Annotated in this window: 16 protein-coding genes; 9 read left to right on the top strand and 7 right to left on the bottom strand. The window is 71.7% G+C overall.

The features are described 5' to 3' along the window. Positions 1 to 9: 9 nt before the first annotated feature. Positions 10 to 783, bottom strand: a complete 774-nt coding sequence (locus ACLQ2T_RS00510; protein WP_425763993.1) for a hypothetical protein — start codon at positions 781 to 783, stop codon at positions 10 to 12. 514 nt (positions 784 to 1,297) lie between these two features. On the opposite strand from ACLQ2T_RS00510, the gene pdhA reads away from it, so the two are divergent. The 5 genes from pdhA (at position 1,298) to ACLQ2T_RS00485 (ending at position 8,409) form a co-directional block, all read left to right on the top strand. Beyond that, positions 1,298 to 2,473 (top strand): pyruvate dehydrogenase (acetyl-transferring) E1 component subunit alpha, encoded by a 1,176-nt coding sequence (gene pdhA / locus ACLQ2T_RS00505; RefSeq protein ID WP_425763992.1) that lies wholly within the window; start codon positions 1,298 to 1,300, stop codon positions 2,471 to 2,473. Further along, on the top strand, positions 2,473 to 3,462 hold the full coding sequence (locus tag ACLQ2T_RS00500; RefSeq protein WP_425763991.1) for an alpha-ketoacid dehydrogenase subunit beta: 990 nt from the start codon (positions 2,473 to 2,475) through the stop codon (positions 3,460 to 3,462). Before pdhA ends, ACLQ2T_RS00500 begins: the two co-directional genes overlap by 1 nt. 5 nt (positions 3,463 to 3,467) lie before the next feature. Continuing rightward, a complete protein-coding gene (locus ACLQ2T_RS00495; protein WP_425764400.1) occupies positions 3,468 to 4,913 on the top strand; it encodes a dihydrolipoamide acetyltransferase family protein in 1,446 nt (481 codons plus the stop codon). Positions 4,914 to 5,160: 247 nt separating this feature from the next. Beyond that, positions 5,161 to 5,298 carry a hypothetical protein gene (locus tag ACLQ2T_RS00490; RefSeq protein ID WP_425763990.1) on the top strand — a complete coding sequence of 46 codons (138 nt, stop codon included), beginning with the start codon at positions 5,161 to 5,163 and terminating at the stop codon, positions 5,296 to 5,298. Between the two features lie 336 nt (positions 5,299 to 5,634). Next, the gene (locus ACLQ2T_RS00485) at positions 5,635 to 8,409 is read left to right on the top strand and encodes an LppU/SCO3897 family protein (protein ID WP_425763989.1); all 2,775 of its coding nucleotides are present in this window, start codon (positions 5,635 to 5,637) and stop codon (positions 8,407 to 8,409) included. A 207-nt stretch (positions 8,410 to 8,616) separates the two neighbouring features. On the opposite strand, the gene ACLQ2T_RS00480 is transcribed toward ACLQ2T_RS00485, so the two are convergent. Further along, entirely contained in the window at positions 8,617 to 8,814 is a 198-nt protein-coding gene (locus ACLQ2T_RS00480; protein ID WP_425763988.1) for a DUF397 domain-containing protein, read from the bottom strand. A gap of 8 nt (positions 8,815 to 8,822) precedes the next feature. After that, the gene (locus ACLQ2T_RS00475; protein WP_425763987.1) at positions 8,823 to 9,650 is read right to left on the bottom strand and encodes a helix-turn-helix domain-containing protein; all 828 of its coding nucleotides are present in this window, start codon (positions 9,648 to 9,650) and stop codon (positions 8,823 to 8,825) included. A gap of 641 nt (positions 9,651 to 10,291) precedes the next feature. On the opposite strand from ACLQ2T_RS00475, the gene ACLQ2T_RS00470 reads away from it, so the two are divergent. Together ACLQ2T_RS00470 and ACLQ2T_RS00465 are read left to right on the top strand one after the other, a co-directional pair. After that, entirely contained in the window at positions 10,292 to 10,648 is a 357-nt protein-coding gene (locus ACLQ2T_RS00470; RefSeq protein WP_425763986.1) for a hypothetical protein, read from the top strand. Next, positions 10,645 to 12,489: an NHL domain-containing thioredoxin family protein gene (locus tag ACLQ2T_RS00465; RefSeq protein ID WP_425763985.1), complete on the top strand. Its 1,845-nt coding sequence runs from the start codon at positions 10,645 to 10,647 to the stop codon at positions 12,487 to 12,489. The genes ACLQ2T_RS00470 and ACLQ2T_RS00465 overlap by 4 nt, the downstream gene beginning before the upstream one ends. 52 nt (positions 12,490 to 12,541) lie before the next feature. On the opposite strand, the gene ACLQ2T_RS00460 is transcribed toward ACLQ2T_RS00465, so the two are convergent. From ACLQ2T_RS00460 to ACLQ2T_RS00450, 3 genes are read right to left on the bottom strand one after another with little or no spacing between them, the layout of a single operon-like run. Continuing rightward, complete coding sequence (locus tag ACLQ2T_RS00460) at positions 12,542 to 13,291, bottom strand: LamB/YcsF family protein (protein WP_425763984.1); 750 nt, start codon at positions 13,289 to 13,291, stop codon at positions 12,542 to 12,544. Next, the gene (locus ACLQ2T_RS00455) at positions 13,275 to 14,129 is read right to left on the bottom strand and encodes a biotin-dependent carboxyltransferase family protein (RefSeq protein WP_425763983.1); all 855 of its coding nucleotides are present in this window, start codon (positions 14,127 to 14,129) and stop codon (positions 13,275 to 13,277) included. The genes ACLQ2T_RS00460 and ACLQ2T_RS00455 overlap by 17 nt, the downstream gene beginning before the upstream one ends. After that, positions 14,126 to 14,776, bottom strand: a complete 651-nt coding sequence (locus ACLQ2T_RS00450; RefSeq protein ID WP_425763982.1) for a 5-oxoprolinase subunit B family protein — start codon at positions 14,774 to 14,776, stop codon at positions 14,126 to 14,128. The genes ACLQ2T_RS00455 and ACLQ2T_RS00450 overlap by 4 nt, the downstream gene beginning before the upstream one ends. Positions 14,777 to 14,885: 109 nt before the next feature. Between ACLQ2T_RS00450 and trhA the strand changes: the two genes are divergently transcribed. Beyond that, positions 14,886 to 15,563: a PAQR family membrane homeostasis protein TrhA gene (gene trhA / locus ACLQ2T_RS00445; protein WP_425763981.1), complete on the top strand. Its 678-nt coding sequence runs from the start codon at positions 14,886 to 14,888 to the stop codon at positions 15,561 to 15,563. 57 nt (positions 15,564 to 15,620) lie between these two features. Here the strand turns inward: trhA and ACLQ2T_RS00440 are convergent, their stop codons facing one another. Further along, the gene (locus tag ACLQ2T_RS00440; RefSeq protein WP_013730797.1) at positions 15,621 to 15,905 is read right to left on the bottom strand and encodes a DUF6458 family protein; all 285 of its coding nucleotides are present in this window, start codon (positions 15,903 to 15,905) and stop codon (positions 15,621 to 15,623) included. Positions 15,906 to 16,020: 115 nt separating this feature from the next. Here ACLQ2T_RS00440 and ACLQ2T_RS00435 point away from each other — a divergent pair, with 115 nt between their 5' ends. After that, the gene (locus ACLQ2T_RS00435) at positions 16,021 to 16,560 is read left to right on the top strand and encodes a SixA phosphatase family protein (RefSeq protein ID WP_425763980.1); all 540 of its coding nucleotides are present in this window, start codon (positions 16,021 to 16,023) and stop codon (positions 16,558 to 16,560) included.

Raw genomic sequence — 16,560 nt, 5'->3', positions numbered from 1 at the left:
GGTGCTTCCTCAGTGTTCGGCGGTGGGGGCCGGCTCGGCCGAGGCGCCGGGTTCCGCCGGGCTACCGGGGTGCGCCGATATGGACGGATCCGTCGTGGCGGAGGGTGGGGTGCTGGCCTCCGGATCGGTCGTGTTCGGCGGATCCGCTGAGGCGGTGGGCTCGGCCGGCGGGTCGTTCGGGGAGGCACTGGGCTCGACCGGCGGATCGGGCGGCACGGAGGGGGTCGCGGGTTCGCTCGGGGAGGTGGGGGTCGGCTTCGGCGTGGGTGTGGGCGAGGTGCCCGGCAGTGGTCGGCTCGGGGTGGGCGCCGGGCTGGGGCGTGGGTACGGCGCGGGGGTGAGCAGCGGTGGCCGGGGAGAGTTCGCCGGTGGGGCCACCTGACGCTGCGGGGTCAGGTCCACCGGAGCGGGGCCCGGCCCGGGGTCGTGCCGGTCGATCGGGCCGACCGGCGGGGCGGCCGGGGCGGTCGAGGGTAAGGCCGTCGAGGTGGCGGTCGCGGCGACGGTGGGCGGTGGCGGAATGACCACCGGCCCCACGGAGGGCGTCGGGATGAAGGGGGTGCCGCTGTCCGGCAGAGCGGTGCTGCCCACGGTCGCCGAGCCGGTGCTGATCGCGGCCAGCACCGGCATCGAGGCCGTACCGGCCAGCAGGGCGACCGTCAGCAGGTAGCCCCGGGAGGGGCCGGCGGTGTGTACCGCCCGGTGGGCGCCGATCACTCGGCGGTAACCGTCCGGTGGCCGGTGCCGACCGGGTGTCTCCGCGCCCTCAGCTGGTTCCGACACACGCACTCCTCGCCGTCACCGGGGCCGGGACCGCCATGAGCAGCCCGGAGGGCCACCGAGGTCGGCACGGGGCCCACCCGAAAGCGTGGTCAGTGGCTGCGCCGCAGCCAACCCCCCACCGCGTGGCGAAACACCCCATCTGACCGAATGGCGACAAATCTCATCGGTTCGGCCGGGAGTCGCTGGACCAGACACCTCGGCATTTCAGGTAACGAACCGGACCCGGCCCGGGATGCGGAGCAGGCAGGGTGTGGGACGGCTCACCCATGATGCGAATATGGACCCACGACGGCAGTGCAGCCGCGACCTCCGCGCACCACGCGGTAGGCGCGACTGGGCGCCGACGCTCCCCGAACCGGGTTCGGCCATGAATCCGGCTCACGCCGCGCGGCAACCCCCACCGGGGCTAGGCGCGGTCGCCAGGAACCGATCCCGGCACCAGCCGGGGCGGGCTCACGAGTCGCGCGGCCGGGTGACCCCCCGGTGCCGACGCAGACACGACAGGGAGAGACGGATGGCAAAGGGCGACCCCGGGGCCAGCACCCGCGGCCGACGAGCCGCACCCCGATCCAGGAAGGCCCCGACCGGCGACCCGGAGCTGGTGCAGCTGCTCACCCCGACGGGTGAGCGCATCGACAGCGTCACCGGCCCGGACGGTGTCGAATACCGGGTCGACTTCACCGACGAGGAATACCGCGGCCTCTACCGCGACCTGGTACTCGTCCGGAAGTTGGACGCCGAGGCCACCGCCCTGCAACGGCAGGGCGAACTGGGCCTGTGGGCCAGCCTGCTGGGCCAGGAGGCCGCGCAGGTCGGTTCCGGTCGGGCGCTGCGCGCACAGGACATGGCCTTCCCGACCTACCGGGAGCACGGCGTCCTCTACTGCCGTGGCATCGACCCGATCATGCCCTTGGGCCTGTTCCGCGGCGTCGACCAGGGCGGCTGGGACCCGAACGAGTTCAAGTTCAACATGTACACGATCGTGATCGGGGCGCAGACCCTGCACGCGACCGGATACGCCATGGGCGTCATCATGGACGGCAAGACCGGCGGCGAGGACGGCGAGGCGGTCATCGCCTACTTCGGTGACGGCGCCACCAGCCAGGGCGACGTGAACGAGGCCTTCGTCTGGGCCAGCGTCTTCAACGCCCCGCTGGTGTTCTTCTGCCAGAACAACCAGTACGCCATCTCCGAGCCCCTGGAGCGCCAGACCCGGGTTCCGCTGTACCGGCGGGCCGCCGGCTTCGGCTTCCCCGGCATCCGGGTGGACGGCAACGACGTGCTGGCCACGTACGCGGTGGCCCGGCACGCCCTGGACAACGCCCGGCAGGGGCAGGGCCCCAGCCTGATCGAGGCGTACACCTACCGGATGGGGGCGCACACCACCTCCGACGACCCGACCCGCTACCGCATCGCCAGCGAGGTCGAGGCCTGGCAGGCCAAGGATCCGATCGCCCGGATGAAGGCCTTCCTGGAACGGGAGAAGATCGCCGACGGCGACTTCTTCACCGAGATCGACGAGCAGGCCCGCCGGGAGGCGATCGACCTGCGCGAACGGGTGCTGGCCATGCCGAACCCCGAGCCGGTCACCATGTTCGACCACGTCTACCCCAACGGGTCGCCGCTGCTCGACGAGCAGCGCGCACAGTTCAACAAGTACTTCGACTCGTTCGAGGGGAGCGCGCACTGATGGCCACGGAGACGCTCACCCTCGGCAAGGCCCTCAACATCGGCCTGCGCAAGGCCCTGGAGAACGACCCCAAGGTCGTCATCATGGGCGAGGACGTCGGCAAGCTGGGCGGGGTCTTCCGGATCACCGACGGCTTGCAGAAGGACTTCGGTGACCAGCGGGTGATCGACACCCCGCTGGCCGAGTCAGGCATCATCGGCACCGCGGTCGGCCTGGCCATCCGGGGCTACCGGCCGATCTGCGAGATCCAGTTCGACGGCTTCGTCTACCCCGCGTACGACCAGATCGTGTCGCAGGTGGCGAAGATGCACTACCGCTCGGGCGGCAAGCTGCGCATCCCGATGGTCATCCGGATTCCCTTCGGTGGCGGCATCGGAGCGGTGGAGCACCACTCGGAGTCGCCCGAGGCGTACTTCGCCCACACGGCCGGTCTCAAGGTCGTCTCCTGCGCCAACCCGCAGGACGCGTACGTGATGATCCAGCAGGCGATCGCCTCGGACGACCCGATCGTGTTCCTGGAGCCGAAGCGGCGCTACTGGGAGAAGGGGCAGGTCGACCTGGACGCCCCACTCGCCGAGGCGTACCCCCTGCACTCGGCCCGGGTGGTGCGGCCCGGCACGGACGTCACCCTGCTGGCGTACGGCCCGATGGTGCGCACCTGCCTGGACGCGGCGACCGCCGCGGCCGAGGACGGCCGCAACCTGGAGGTCATCGACCTGCGTACCCTCTCCCCGCTGGACCTGGGTGCGGTGTACGAGTCGGTGCGGCGCACCGGCCGCGCGGTGGTGGTGCACGAGGCACCCTCCAACGTCGGCCTGGGGGCGGAGATCGCGGCCCGGATCACCGAGGAGTGCTTCTACTCGCTTGAGTCGCCCGTGCTGCGGGTTACCGGCTTCGACACCCCCTACCCGGCCGCCCGGGTGGAGGAGGAGTACCTGCCCGACCTCGACCGGGTGCTCGACGCCGTCGACCGCACCTTCGGCTGGTGAGCGGCATGTCCCGGATCAAGGAGTTCAACCTTCCCGACCTCGGCGAGGGCCTGACCGAGGGCGAGATCCTCGCCTGGCTGGTCAAGGTGGGCGACACCATCGAGCTGAACCAGCCGATCGTCGAGGTGGAGACCGCCAAGGCGGCCGTGGAGATCCCGGCCAAGTGGGCCGGCCAGGTGCAGGCCATCTTCCACCCGGAGGGCACCACGGTCGAGGTCGGTACGCCGATCATCGCGATCGACACCGACCCGGGCGCCGGGCCGATCGAGTCCTCGACTGACGATCTGCCCACCCCCTCGGCGGCCTCGCTGGCCGCGGTGGACAACGCTGCGGCGGAGGGGGCGGTCGAGCCGGGCCTGATCGGTGGTCCCGCCCCGGGGGGTCGTACCGCCGTCCTGGTCGGCTACGGCCCCCGCACCACGGCCGCGAAGCGCCGACCCCGCAAGGGCGCGGCGCCGGCCCAGGCCGCCGCCCCGCCTCCCCCGGCTCCGGCTCCGGTGCCGGTCCAGGCCACCCCGGCGCCGGCCCCTGCGGTGGTGAACGGCAACGGTCACCTCGCCGGACCGGTGCTGGCCAAGCCGCCGGTCCGCAAGCTGGCCAAGGACCTCGGGGTCGACCTGCGCACTTTGACCGGCTCGGGGCCGCTGGGCTCGATCACCCGGGAGGACGTACAGCGGGCCGTGGCGGCACCGGCGGCGGCCGAGCCGCTGACGGTAGGTGCGGCGACCACCTCCGCCGCGAGCTTCGGCGCCGACCGGGAGCAGCGCATCCCGGTCAAGGGGGTACGCAAGCTCACCGCCGAGAACATGTCCCGCTCGGCGTTCACCGCCCCCCACGTCACCGAGTTCCTGACCGTTGACGTGACCCGGGCGATGAAGGCCCTGGACCGACTGCGTGGCCGACGGGAGTGGCGCGAGGTACGGGTCTCGCCACTGCTGCTGGTGGCGAAGGCGGTGCTGCTGGCGGTCAAGCGACACCCGATGGTCAACTCGACCTGGGCCGGCGACGAGATCGTCGTCAAGGAGTACGTCAACCTGGGTATCGCGGCGGCCACCGAGCGTGGCCTGATCGTGCCGAACATCAAGGATGCCGGGCGGCTGACCCTGCGTGAGTTGGCCGATGCGCTGACCGACCTGGTGCAGACCGCCAAGGCCGGTAAGACCTCACCGGCTGCCATGTCCGGCGGCACCCTGACCATCACCAACGTCGGCGTGTTCGGGGTGGACACCGGGACCCCGATCCTGCCGCCGGGGGAGTCGGCGATCCTGGCCTTGGGTGCCGTACGCGAGCAGCCCTGGGTGCACAAGGGCAAGGTCAAGCCCCGCATGGTCACCACCCTGGCCCTCTCCTTCGACCACCGGATCATCGACGGTGAGCTGGGTTCGAAGTTCCTGCGCGACATCGGTGACTTCCTCACCGACCCCGAGGCGGCCCTGCTCGCCTGGACCTGACCCGGTACGACGACGGCCGGTGTGCCACGGGTTGACGCCCGGCACACCGGCCGTTGCCGTTGCCGTTGCCGTTGCCGTTGCCGTTGCCGTTGGGCGAAGAATGCCGGTCCACACTCCACCCCGAACCTAAGATTCTTAGGTTCGTGTTGCAGCTCACCTAATAATCGATGGATGCCTGCGCGGTTCTGGGGTTAAATAGAGACCACAAGGGGCCGACAACCGAATAGCACAGCAGGAGAGACAGACCATGAGCATGATCGAGCGAATCCGTACCCGTCGTGACGCGAACCGGCGCGCCCGCGCCATCGAGCGAGCCCTGCGCTCCGCGAGTTCGCCGTCCGTCCGCAACGAGATCCTCGCCATCGCCCAGCGTCACACGCACTGACGCCACACGACTTCAACTCACCTCCCCAACCACGACCCGCCCGGAGCACCGGGCGGGTCGTTGGCGTTGGGCCCCGGGCGCTGACACCGGGATACCGCCTCGCCCCAGCGCCCGGTACGGTGGTTCACGGTCGTCACCCGCCCCGGGCAGGTCATGCGATAGATGCGGATCGACATCGCCCGGCAACAGACAGTGACGATCGGCGCTCCCCGGATGCGCCCCGGTGACTACCGGATACGGTGCGGGGAGCCGGCACGGCCGGCACGCCGGCACCGCCGGCTGCCCGGCCGAGACCATCGGCGACGGCGGCCGACATGTGATGGAGGAGGCGCACGCATGACGTCCGAGGGCCCGCACCACCCCGGCCACGAGCCGGACGAGGTGCCGCCGGGCGGCGGCGGATCGGCGCCGTACGGCGACCGCCCGGTTCAGCAGGACAACGGATACGGCGCACCCGCCCCGGATCTCGGCTGGGCTCCGCCACCACCAGCCCGGCCTGACCAGGCCGCCCCCGCGTGGGCGAGTCAGCCGGGTGCGGGTTGGGGTGGCCCACAAGCGACCCGGCAGGCGCAAAGCCCGAACTCCGGCACCTGGGCACCGCCCGCCGGCGGCCAGCCCTCCTGGACCCCATCGAACGAGCAACCCCCTGGCGGCCAGCCTGCCTGGGCGGCACAGGGTGACCAACCGGCCGGCGGCCAGCCGTCCTGGGCGGCCCAGGGTGAGCACCCCGCCGCCAACTGGCCGGCACCGTCCACCCCGGACCAGCCCGCCTGGGCCAACGGTGGGCAGAGCAACCCGGCCTGGGGTGGTGGTGGCACCACATCGGAGGCTTCCCCACCGGCTGAGTGGACGCCCCACCAGACCGCCCCCGACCAGTCGACCGGCGGCCAGCCCGGCTCCGCCCGGCCCGGTGGCTGGACTGCCGGCCAGCAGCCGGAGTGGAACACCACCGCCCACCCCAATGAGCAGCCGCCAGGCTGGGCCACCACCGCAGGCCCGCCCGAGTCGCCCCAGCAGCCCGACTGGGCGCAGGGCGGCTCGCCCGCTCAGCCGGACTGGGCGCAGCAGGCCGGTTCGCCCGCCCAGCCGGACTGGGCGCAGCAGGCCGGTTCGCCCGCCCAGCCGGACTGGGCGCAGCAGGCCGGTGCACCCGCCCAGCCCGATTGGGCGCAGCAGGCCGGTTCGCCCGCTCAGCCGGACTGGCAGGCCGGTCCGTCCGGGCAGCCGGGCTGGGCTCAGTCCGATCAGCCGGTGACCCGGGCCGAGCCGCCGACCCGCGCCGAGCCGGGGGCCCGGGCCGTGGCCCAGGTACCCCAGGCCGACCCGACGCCTCAGCAACTGACCGGTCACGACGACGCGGCCCGTGGCGGCACCTGGCCCGCCGAGCAGCAGGAACAACCCGGCTGGGCCACCAGCCAGGCCCGGCAGTCGGAGACCGGCGGCTGGGCCGGTGACCAACGGTCGACCGACGACCGGCAGCCCGGTAACGACCGACCCGCACAGCCCGACTGGGCCACCCCGCAGCAGGCCGAGCCGACCGGCTGGTCCGGCAGCGGCAGCCCGGCCGACGAGCGGCCCCAATGGTCGCCCCCGGGTCAGGACCGCCCGGCCGCCGCCTGGACCCCCACCGAGACCCCCGGTTCGGCTACCCCCCTGCCCTCGCGTACCGGCACCGACCGCGCGCCACTGGGCGGGGTCGAGCCATGGGCGCCCGGTGAGGCCTGGGGCAGCAGCGGAGCGCCCGAGGCCGGTGCGCCCCGGGCCGAGGCCGGTAGTTCCGACGAGAGCCCGGTCTATCAGCCCGCCCCGGCCCCGGGCATCTCGCCGGCCAACATGGTCCCGCTGCCCCGGCAGGAACAGCGGATCCCCGGTGCCAGCCTGGCCGCCACACCCCCGGCCGACTACCCCGCCCCGGGCCAGTACTCCGGCGAGCAGAACCCGCAGGGCCCGCGTACCGGCGGCGAGCAGCCGGGCTGGGGCCAGCCCGAGCCGCGACAGGACGAGGCGCAGCCCTCGGCCGACGCCGCGATCCCCAATCCCCGGACCTCGCCCGAGTCCGTCGGCCGGGCCACCCCGCCGGCCGCCGCCGGCGCCGTCTCGGCCAGCGCCGCCGTACCGACGACCAGCCGGGTCACCCCGCCGGCCGACCACGTGGTGCGGCCGACCGGCAACCCGGCACCCCGGGTGTACGGCCGACCGGCCCGCCCGGAGCCGGAGGAGCCGGTCCAGGAGCGCGAGGAGCAGCCCCCGGCGCCCCGGTTCGACCAGGGCCCGGACCCGCGCTTCGGGGAGCAGGAGCAGCCCGGTCCGCGCGGTTTCGCCGGTGCGGTCGCTCCGGCCTCACCCGCCTTCCCGCCGGGCCTGCCGAGCTTCGCCGACGCCCCGGCGACCGACCGCCCGGTCAACGGCGTCAAGCCGCACGCCGAACCGCCCCCGCCCGCCGACCGCTTCGGCGGGCCCTCGGGTGATCCCTTCGGCGCTCCGCCCGGTGGTGCCTCCCGTGACCCCTTCGGCGCCCCGTCTGGTGACCCCTTCGGCGCCCCGTCCGGTGATCCTTTCGGTGGCCCGTCCGGTGGTGCCTCTCGTGACCCCTTCGGCGGCCCGAACGACCGTCCCGGGGTCACCTACGGCTCCCCTGCCCGCCCGGATTCCGGCGGCAACCACACCACGGCCTTCCCCTCGGGGCCGCAGGCGAACGCCCCGTGGAGCCCGGACGCACCCGCCGCCGAGCCGGAGCAGGGCCGATTCGACGCGTTCAAGCCGGTAGCCGAGCCGGCCGCCGACGCGCCGCCGCCGAAGGTACGCAACGGTCGGGTGCTGGCCGCGGTGCTGGTGGCCGCCGTGCTCATCCTCGCCATCCCGCTGGGCCTGCTGCTGCTGCTCGGCAAGTTCGGTGGCTCGGACGACGCCGCCTTCGACCCGGCGGTCGGCTCCTGCGTCAAGCGCTCCGGTGAGACCGCCATCGAGGCGGTGTGCGGGGAGCCGGAGACGTTCAGCGTGGTGTCGAAGGTCGACTCGAAGGACAAGTGCCCCGACCCGGCCCTGCCGTACGTCGAGTTGCGCGGCAACGTGGACAACCCGGTGCTCTGCCTGAAGAACGCCGCCGGCTGATCACCCGCGCCGTCACGACCAACGCGAAGCGCCCGCCCTCACCAAGAGGGCGGGCGCTTTCGCATACTCCGGTGATCCAGAGGCGGCCCGATCGTGGCAGTGCAGCTGCTCCCGGCCCGGCGTGTCGAACAGCAGGACTGCCACATCGCCACAGTCACGAAGTCGGGGCAGCGGAGCTGGGCTGGATGCCGTGAGGTGCGATTCCTGTTACCGGTCGTTCTTGAGGGAGTCGATGAACGTGCGCCAGCCCTGGGCGTCGAAGGCCAGCACGGGACCGATCTTGTCCTTGCTGTCCCGAACGGCAACCCCGTTGTGGAGGTCCGCCACTTCGACGCACGCGCCACCGTTGGAGTCGCTGCGGGTGGACTTGCGCCACACCGCGCCGGTGAGGTCCGGGTTCGACATGTCAGCCTCTACTTCATCTCGTCGGCGATGCGCAAAATCAGCTTGCGGGACTCTGCTGGCCCCAGGGCCGCAGCCTGGAGACGACCCCAGAGCCGATTGTAGGCGCGAAGCGCCTCGGGGCTGTCGAGGTAATCCGCATCCGTGAACGTCTCCAGATAGACGACGTCCGAGGCGACCTCCTCCCCGAACCGGAGGATGATGAAGTTGTACGACGATGTCACGTACGTCTCGGCATCCAACGGAAAGGCCTGGATTGTGACGTTCGGACGCTTGGCGAGTGCGCCGAGATGGGATAGCTGCTCCCGCATTGTCGCCCTGTCGCCGAGGCTACGCCGTAGCGCGGACTCACTGAGGATGAAGTTCAGCTCCGGCCCGTCCGGGCGATCGATGACCTTTTGTCGTTCGAGGCGCACTGCGGTCTGCCGCTCCACGTCCTCCCCGTCGATGATCGCCCGGATGTAGGGCTCGGTCTGAAGGATGCCGGGGATGACCTCCGATTGATACCAGCGGATTTCTGCCGCATCCGCCTCCAGGTCGAGGTACTGCCGGAACCAGTCCGGCACCACGTTGCGGTAACCACTCCACCGCCCCCGCTGTCTACCGGCTCGGGCGAGGTCCCGTAGCGGCTCAGCGTCCTCCCCGGTCACGCCGTAGAGGTCGAGCAGCAGCTTGAGATCGGTGAGCCGGATCCCGGACTGGCCGAGCTCCAATCGACTGATCTTGCTCGGGGCTGAGTCGATTACCGCAGCGGCCTCATCCTGGGTCTTGCCTGCCGCCTCTCGCGCTCGTTTGAGGGCATTGCCGAGGCGACGCCTCTGAATCGTCGGGGTGACCATGCGGCGAGTATCTCGCCCTTCCCGTCGCCGGTCCGACGACACGCCATGGGTTCCCAAACCAGAACCGACGCTCTAGCATCCTATTTTGGACTTCCAATTTGAGTTACCACTCCAAGCACGGGAGACCCGATGGCTCGACACGTGAAGACATACCTCGGCCAACTGCGGAAGCTCTGGTCGTTCAGGCGCCGTCGCGCGAGTCCACTCGACCGCTTAGGACCGGCGACCATCTATCCAGAGCGGGCAGGCGCATATCGCGTCGTGGGCGTGGCACGGGTGACCTACCTGCCGGAGCGGCCGTTGCTGACCCTCGCGGGCGAGTACCGGGCCGGGTACTGGTCATGACGGTGCGGCGGACACCTCAGCTGATCAAGCACTCCTGGTACGTCCTCGAATACCACCGGCATCACCGCTGCCCAGACTGCACGGCCAGCGCCTGGTGTCCGGAGGTTCAAGTCGCGCGGACTCGGCTCGCAGCATGGCATCGGTACCGGCAGCGGTAGCCGGGCTCAGGCCCGGCGACCTGGTCCGCCCCTCCCCGCTCTACCAGCGTGTCGACCCACCCCCAGCAGCGCAGGTCAGCTACCGATGCGCGGCGGGCTCGCAACTCATCCCCACACCCTGACCGGAGGTAGATCATCATGCCGGAGCCACGCAGGCAGGCGAGCCCTGTCGACCGGGAGGCGACCCGACGACTTCCCGCGCCACTTCCCGGCGAAGCACCCCGGGCCTGGGTCGGCGACCTGGTGCGCGACGAGGATGCCGCCGAGTCCGGCATCGTCACCGATGTCCTCGACGAAACGATCTGGGTGCTGCGACCAGAGTTCGGCTACGGGCTGTGGACCTGCGCGGATCCCGGCCGGTTGACCGTCATCACTCCCCGCGCGGAGCGGGTCGGCAAGCCCATGCAGGCGACTTCGCCGCAACTGTGCGGATCACCCGGAGATCACGCCCAGCGGGCCGGCCCCGGCCGGCGGTACGGCACGATGGGGTCATGAGTGCACGCGTACGGGCGCCGGAGTTGCGGGGTCGGGGTTGGCTGAACACCGGTGGGCGGGAACTGACCCTTGCCGACCTCCGCGGCAAGATCACCATTGCCGACTTCTGGACCTTCTGCTGCATCAACTGCCTGCACGTACTGGACGAACTGCGCCCGCTTGAGGAGAAGTACGCGGACGTCCTCGTCGTGATCGGGGTGCACTCGCCGAAGTTCGAGCACGAGAAGGACCCGGACGCCCTGGCCGCCGCCGTCGAGCGGTACGGGGTGCACCATCCCGTACTCGATGATCCTGACCTGGACATGTGGCAGCAGTACGCGGCCCGCGCCTGGCCGACCCTGGCGGTGATCGATCCTGAGGGTTACGTGGTGGCCACGATGGCCGGCGAGGGCCACGCCGAAGGGTTGGCCCGGCTGATCGACGACCTGATCGCCACCCATGAGGCCAAGGGCACCCTGCACCGGGGCGACGGCCCGTACGTCCCCCCGGCGGAACCGCAGACCACCCTGCGTTTCCCCGGCAAGATGGTGGTCGGCCCGGACGGCAACCTGTTGGTGTCGGACTCGGCCCGGCACCGGGTGGTCGAGTTGGCCCCGGACGGGGAGACCCTGCTGCGCACGATCGGCACCGGCAGCCGAGGTCGGGTCGACGGTACGGCCGAGGTCGCCACCTTCTCCGAGCCCCAGGGGCTGTGCCTGCTCCCGGAACACGCGGCCGAGGTCGCCGGATACGACCTGGTGGTCGCCGACACGGTCAACCACCTGCTGCGTGGGGTGCGCCTGAGCAGCGGTGAGGTGATCACCGTGGCCGGCACCGGGCGCCAGTGGCGTTCCACGGTCGACGACCACGCCCACGACGCCCTCTCCATCGACCTCTCCTCCCCCTGGGACCTGGCCTGGTACGACGACAAGGTCATCATCGCCATGGCCGGCATTCACCAGCTGTGGTGGTTCGATCCGATCAAGCGAACCGCCGGGATGTACGCCGGCACGACCGTCGAGGCGCTGCGGGACGGCCCGCTGGAGCAGGCGTGGCTGGCTCAGCCCTCCGGGTTGGCCGTCTCCGCCGACGGCGCCCGGCTCTGGGTGGCCGACAGTGAGACCAGTGCCCTGCGGTACGTCGAGGACGGCGTCATGGGTACGGCGGTCGGCCAGGGCCTGTTCGACTTCGGTCATGTGGACGGGCCGGCCAAGCAGGCGCTGCTCCAGCATCCGCTGGGGGTCTGCGCGCTGCCGGACGGCTCGGTGCTGATCGCCGACACCTACAACGGGGCGGTACGACGCTACGACCCGGCGACGGACCAGGTGTCGACCGTGGCCACCGACCTGGCCGAGCCGAGTGACCTGGCGCTCACCCCGGAGGGTGCGGTGCTGGTGGTGGAGTCCGCCGGGCACCGGATCACCCGGCTGGCCCCGGGCGCCCTCTCCGCCGCCGGCGCGAACACCGTCGACGGTCCTCGACACCGCACCGAACGCAAGCCGACCGAACTGGCGGCCGGCGAGGTGCTGCTGGACGTGATCTTCACTCCGGCGCCGGGCCAGAAGCTGGACGAGACGTACGGCCCCTCCACCCGGCTGGTGGTTTCCGCCTCCCCGCCGGAGCTGCTGGTGGAGGGGGCCGGCACCGGCACCGAACTGTCCCGGCGGCTGGTGCTCGCCGACTCGGTGACCGAGGGGGTGTTGCAGGTGACCGCCCAGGCGGCCACCTGCGACGCCGATGTGGAGCACGCGGCCTGCCACCTGACCCGACAGGACTGGGGCATACCGGTACGGGTGGCCGCCGAGGCCGCGACCCGTCTCCCCCTGGTGCTCCGTGGCCTGGACCCTGCGACGAGTGGTTAGGAGGGGACCCCTTATCTACCGCAGGCGTTAATAAGGTGCCCTTCCTTTCCCCTCAGGTGAAGGGGGTCGGGGTGGTCTTGGCGTCGACGAGGGCGGCGCGGACGAGTTCCGCGGCGGCCACCGCGCCGGGGCTGTCGCCGTGCAGGCAGATCGAGTCGACGACGCAGGGGACCACGCTGCCGTCGGTGGCGACCACGGTGCCTTCGGTGGCCATCCGGACGGCCCGTCGGGCCACCTCGTGCGGGTCGGTGACCAGGGCCTCGGGCGAGGTACGCGGCACCAGTTGACCGGTGGGCAGGTAGTTGCGGTCGGCGAACCCCTCGGCCACCACCCGCAGTCCCGCCCCCTGGGCCAGTTGGGCCAGCACCGAACCCGGCAGGCAGAGCACAGGCAGTTCGGGGTCGTAGTCGTTGACCGCGGCGACCACGGCCGCCGCCTGGGTCTCGTCCCGGGCCGCCGCGTGGTAGAGCGCGCCGTGCGGCTTGAGGTAGCGGACCCGGGTGCGGTACGGGCGGCAGAAGGCGTCCAGGGCCCCTAGTTGGTAGAGGATCTCGTCACGCAGCTCCGCGAACTCGTAGGCGATGTGCCGACGGCCGAATCCGGCCAGGTCGCGGTAGCCGACCTGGGCACCGATGGCGACCTGGCGCTGGGCTGCGGCGGCGCAGACCCGACGCATCGTCATCGGGTCACCGGCGTGGAAGCCGCAGGCGACATTCGCCGAGGTGACCAGGTCCAGCAGTGCCTCGTCGTCGCCGAGCTGCCAGACACCGAAGCCTTCACCGAGATCAGCGTTGAGGTCCATGGAATCTGACCGTAGTCCCTGGTCGGGCCTGGGCGAGGGGGGTCACCTCGTCCACCACGGCGATGACGGGATATCCACCCGTGGTGGGATGGTCGGCGAGGAAGATCAACGGTTGGCCGTCCGCCGGCACCTGGACCGCACCGAGCACGATTCCCTCGCTGGGCAGTTCCCCGGCCACCGCCCGGGTCAGCGGTGCGCCGGTCAGTCGGACCCCTACCCGGTTGCTCACCGGACTCACCGTGTACGCCGAGCCGTACAGCCGGTCCAGGGCCACCGGGTCGAACCAGTCGTGTCGTGGGCCGGGTCGGGCGGTGAGGTGCAGTTCCGTCGGAAGTGGCACCGGCAGGGTCAGGTCTACCGGGGCGGGTGGGCCGATCGGGACACCCAACGGCAGCCGGTCTCCGTCGCGCAGCGGCGCCGGTCCGAGTCCGGCCAGGGTGTCGGTGGCCCGGCTGCCCAGCACCGGGTCCACGGCGATGCCCCCGGCCACCGCCAGCCAGCAGCGCAGACCCCGTCGGGCCGGGCCGATCCGCAGCACCGCCCCGGCGGGTACGGCCAGGGGGCGACCGGTGTCGCCGGGCCGCTCGCCCACCCGCACCTCTACCTCGGCCCCCACGACGGCGACCGTGGTGGCCCGGGTGGGGCGCAGCGCGCAGCCGGTCATGGTGATCTCCAGCCCGGCCGCCGTCTCCGGGTTGCCGACCAGCCGGTTGGCCAGCCGCAACGCCTGGGGGTCCAGGGCGCCGGACCGGGGGACCCCCAGGTGCGCCCAGCCGGGCCGACCCAGGTCCTGCACGGTGGTCAGCGCGCCAGCGGTCAGCACCTCCAGTTCGCTCATGTCGGCACCAGGTGCACCCGGGCCCCGGGGGTCAGCCGGGCGGGCGGGTCGGCGCGCACATCGAACAGGGAGACCGTGGTACGCCCCACCAGCAGCCATCCGCCGGGCGAGGCGGTGGGATAGATCCCGGCGTACGGGCCGGCCAGGGCCACCGACCCGGCCGGTACCCGGGGTCGCGGCGTGGCCAGCCTGGGCACCGCCAGTTCTGGGGGAAGCCCGGTCAGGTAGCCGAATCCGGGTGCGAAGCCGCAGAACGCCACCCGGAACTCGGTCCGGCTCAGGCGGCGCACCACGGACGGCACCTCGGTGTGCCAGTGTGCGGCGACCCGGGGCAGGTCCGGCCCGTCGTAGGTCACCGGTATCTCGACCAGCTCCGCCTCGGCTGCCGTGGCTATCTCCGGTGCCGGGGTCCAGGTGCTGATGTCAGCGGCCGTGGCCGCCGGGTCCGGTACCCCGTCGAGCAGCACGGTGCTGGCCGCCGGGACGATCTCGGTGGCCAGCAGGTCACCGCGTTCCCGGCGGCGCCACAGTTCGGCTCGCCACCGCTGCACCAGGGCGGGATCCACCGGCCCGGTGGGGTCACTCCCGGCGGGGGGTGCGGTGAAGTCGAGGAGCAGGGCGTGCCTGCCCACCGGTCTGATCCGCATCCCGCCATCTTCGCCGACCGCAGGCCCGCCGGCCGTCTCGACCTGTCACCGGGGGGCGTGACCGGTGGCACTACCCGAAGGTAACCTACGGTGCCGTAACCTGAATGTCGTGACCACCTCAGCACCGTCCCGGCTCCGGCCGGTCGACATCGGGAAACCCCGGATGCGCGGCTGGCTGCACACGTACGCGTTCTTCGTCGCCGTGGTCTGCGGCATCGTGCTCTGCTCGATCGCCGCGACCCGACCCGGCTGGACACCCCTGGTCAGCTGCCTCGTCTACAGCCTCACCGTCTGCGGCCTCTTCGGCACCAGCGCGCTCTACCACCGTCGGGTGTGGTCCAAGCGCGGCTATGCGGTGATGCGGCGGATGGACCACTCGATGATCTTCCTGTTCATCGCCGGCACCTACACACCGTTCTGTCTGCTGCTGCTCGACAACCGCGCCACCGTGACCATGCTGGCGGTGGTCTGGAGCGGCGCGCTGGCCGGAGTGGCCCTGAAGATGGTCTGGCCGCACGTCTCGCGGTGGGTCTCCGCCCCGCTCTACCTGGCCCTGGGCTGGGCGGCGGTGGCGATCCTGCCGGACATCCTGCACCAGGGCGGGGTCACCGCGCTGGTGCTGCTCAGCGTCGGTGGGGCGATCTACAGCGTCGGGGCCGTCTTCTACGCCATGCGCAAGCCGAACCCGTGGCCCACGGTCTTCGGGCATCACGAGTTCTTCCACGCCTGCACCCTGGTGGCGGCGATCTGCCACCACATCGCCATCTACTTCGCCCTCTTCGCCTGACCGGGTACGCCGAGGGGGTTGGCGGGCGAGCCCACCAACCCCCGTCGGGTACCTGGATCAGACCGTGGGACCGGGTCGACGCACCTCGCGGTACTCCTGCACCACCCGGTCGTCCTGGACCGGGACGGCCCGGTCGGCGACCACCCGCTCCTGACGGACCGGGGTGACCACGGTCCGGCGGCGCGAGTTCCAGAAGTAGAGCGTCACGAGCAGGCCGGCAACCCCGGTGAGCATCAGCACCCAGCCGACGACGCTGAGGTTGAGCCAGCCGAGATCCGCCTCCACGGCGAACGCGAAGATCGCGCCGAGCGCGATCAGGAAGATACTGCCACCGATGCCCATCTGTCGTCTCCTCGGCTATCGAAGCTGGCATTCCACTTCGCCGCGGCCATCGATGAGGTTGCGGCACGCCTGACTTACCCCGGCACGGAGATCGCCAATCGGGCAAGCTGGGGCCATGAGGGACGTCCCGGCGCAGGAACGCACTCTGGTGCTGCTGCGACACGCCCAGGCGGAACCACCCACCACGGATGATCTGGACGTGCAGCGCCCGCTGTCCGCCCGGGGACGTGCCGACGCCAGAGCGGCCGGTGTCTGGCTGGCCCGGCACGGGCTGCTGCCGGAGGTGGTGCTCTGCTCGGCGGCGCTGCGGACCCGGCAGACCTGGCACGGGGTGCAGACGGGCCTGACCGGGTCGCCCCCGGAGGGTGGCCCGACCGGTCCGGTGCCGGCGGTCCGTTACGAACCGGAGGCGTACGAGGCGCACCCGCTGGACCTGTTGAGACTGGTACGCGGAGTCGAGCCGAGGGCTGGCACGGTGCTGCTGATCGCCCACAACCCGGGCATCTCCCTGCTGTCGGGGTTGCTCGACCCGCAGGGCGCCGATCCGGACGGGCTGCGCACCAGCGACCTGGTGGTGCACCGGACCACCCTGCCCTGGGCGGACCTGGCGCCGGGTACGGCCGCGATCAGCGCCCGACACACCGCCCGAGGCTGA

Source organism: Micromonospora sp. DT229 (assembly GCF_049844505.1).
GTDB lineage: Bacteria > Actinomycetota > Actinomycetes > Mycobacteriales > Micromonosporaceae > Micromonospora.
This window is presented reverse-complemented; position numbering and strand designations above follow the sequence as displayed.

What these genes read in the sequence shown, in the direction of transcription:
- pdhA (WP_425763992.1), top strand. Translation starts at nt 1,298, where the DNA reads ATGGCAAAGGGCGACCCCGGGGCCAGCACCCGCGGCCGACGAGCCGCA.
- ACLQ2T_RS00500 (WP_425763991.1), top strand. Translation starts at nt 2,473, where the DNA reads ATGGCCACGGAGACGCTCACCCTCGGCAAGGCCCTCAACATCGGCCTG.
- ACLQ2T_RS00495 (WP_425764400.1), top strand. Translation starts at nt 3,468, where the DNA reads ATGTCCCGGATCAAGGAGTTCAACCTTCCCGACCTCGGCGAGGGCCTG.
- ACLQ2T_RS00490 (WP_425763990.1), top strand. Translation starts at nt 5,161, where the DNA reads ATGAGCATGATCGAGCGAATCCGTACCCGTCGTGACGCGAACCGGCGC.
- ACLQ2T_RS00485 (WP_425763989.1), top strand. Translation starts at nt 5,635, where the DNA reads ATGACGTCCGAGGGCCCGCACCACCCCGGCCACGAGCCGGACGAGGTG.
- ACLQ2T_RS00480 (WP_425763988.1), bottom strand. Translation starts at nt 8,814, where the DNA reads ATGTCGAACCCGGACCTCACCGGCGCGGTGTGGCGCAAGTCCACCCGC.
- ACLQ2T_RS00475 (WP_425763987.1), bottom strand. Translation starts at nt 9,650, where the DNA reads ATGGTCACCCCGACGATTCAGAGGCGTCGCCTCGGCAATGCCCTCAAA.
- ACLQ2T_RS00470 (WP_425763986.1), top strand. Translation starts at nt 10,292, where the DNA reads ATGCCGGAGCCACGCAGGCAGGCGAGCCCTGTCGACCGGGAGGCGACC.
- ACLQ2T_RS00465 (WP_425763985.1), top strand. Translation starts at nt 10,645, where the DNA reads ATGAGTGCACGCGTACGGGCGCCGGAGTTGCGGGGTCGGGGTTGGCTG.
- ACLQ2T_RS00460 (WP_425763984.1), bottom strand. Translation starts at nt 13,291, where the DNA reads ATGGACCTCAACGCTGATCTCGGTGAAGGCTTCGGTGTCTGGCAGCTC.
- ACLQ2T_RS00455 (WP_425763983.1), bottom strand. Translation starts at nt 14,129, where the DNA reads ATGAGCGAACTGGAGGTGCTGACCGCTGGCGCGCTGACCACCGTGCAG.
- ACLQ2T_RS00450 (WP_425763982.1), bottom strand. Translation starts at nt 14,776, where the DNA reads ATGCGGATCAGACCGGTGGGCAGGCACGCCCTGCTCCTCGACTTCACC.
- ACLQ2T_RS00440 (WP_013730797.1), bottom strand. Translation starts at nt 15,905, where the DNA reads ATGGGCATCGGTGGCAGTATCTTCCTGATCGCGCTCGGCGCGATCTTC.
- ACLQ2T_RS00435 (WP_425763980.1), top strand. Translation starts at nt 16,021, where the DNA reads ATGAGGGACGTCCCGGCGCAGGAACGCACTCTGGTGCTGCTGCGACAC.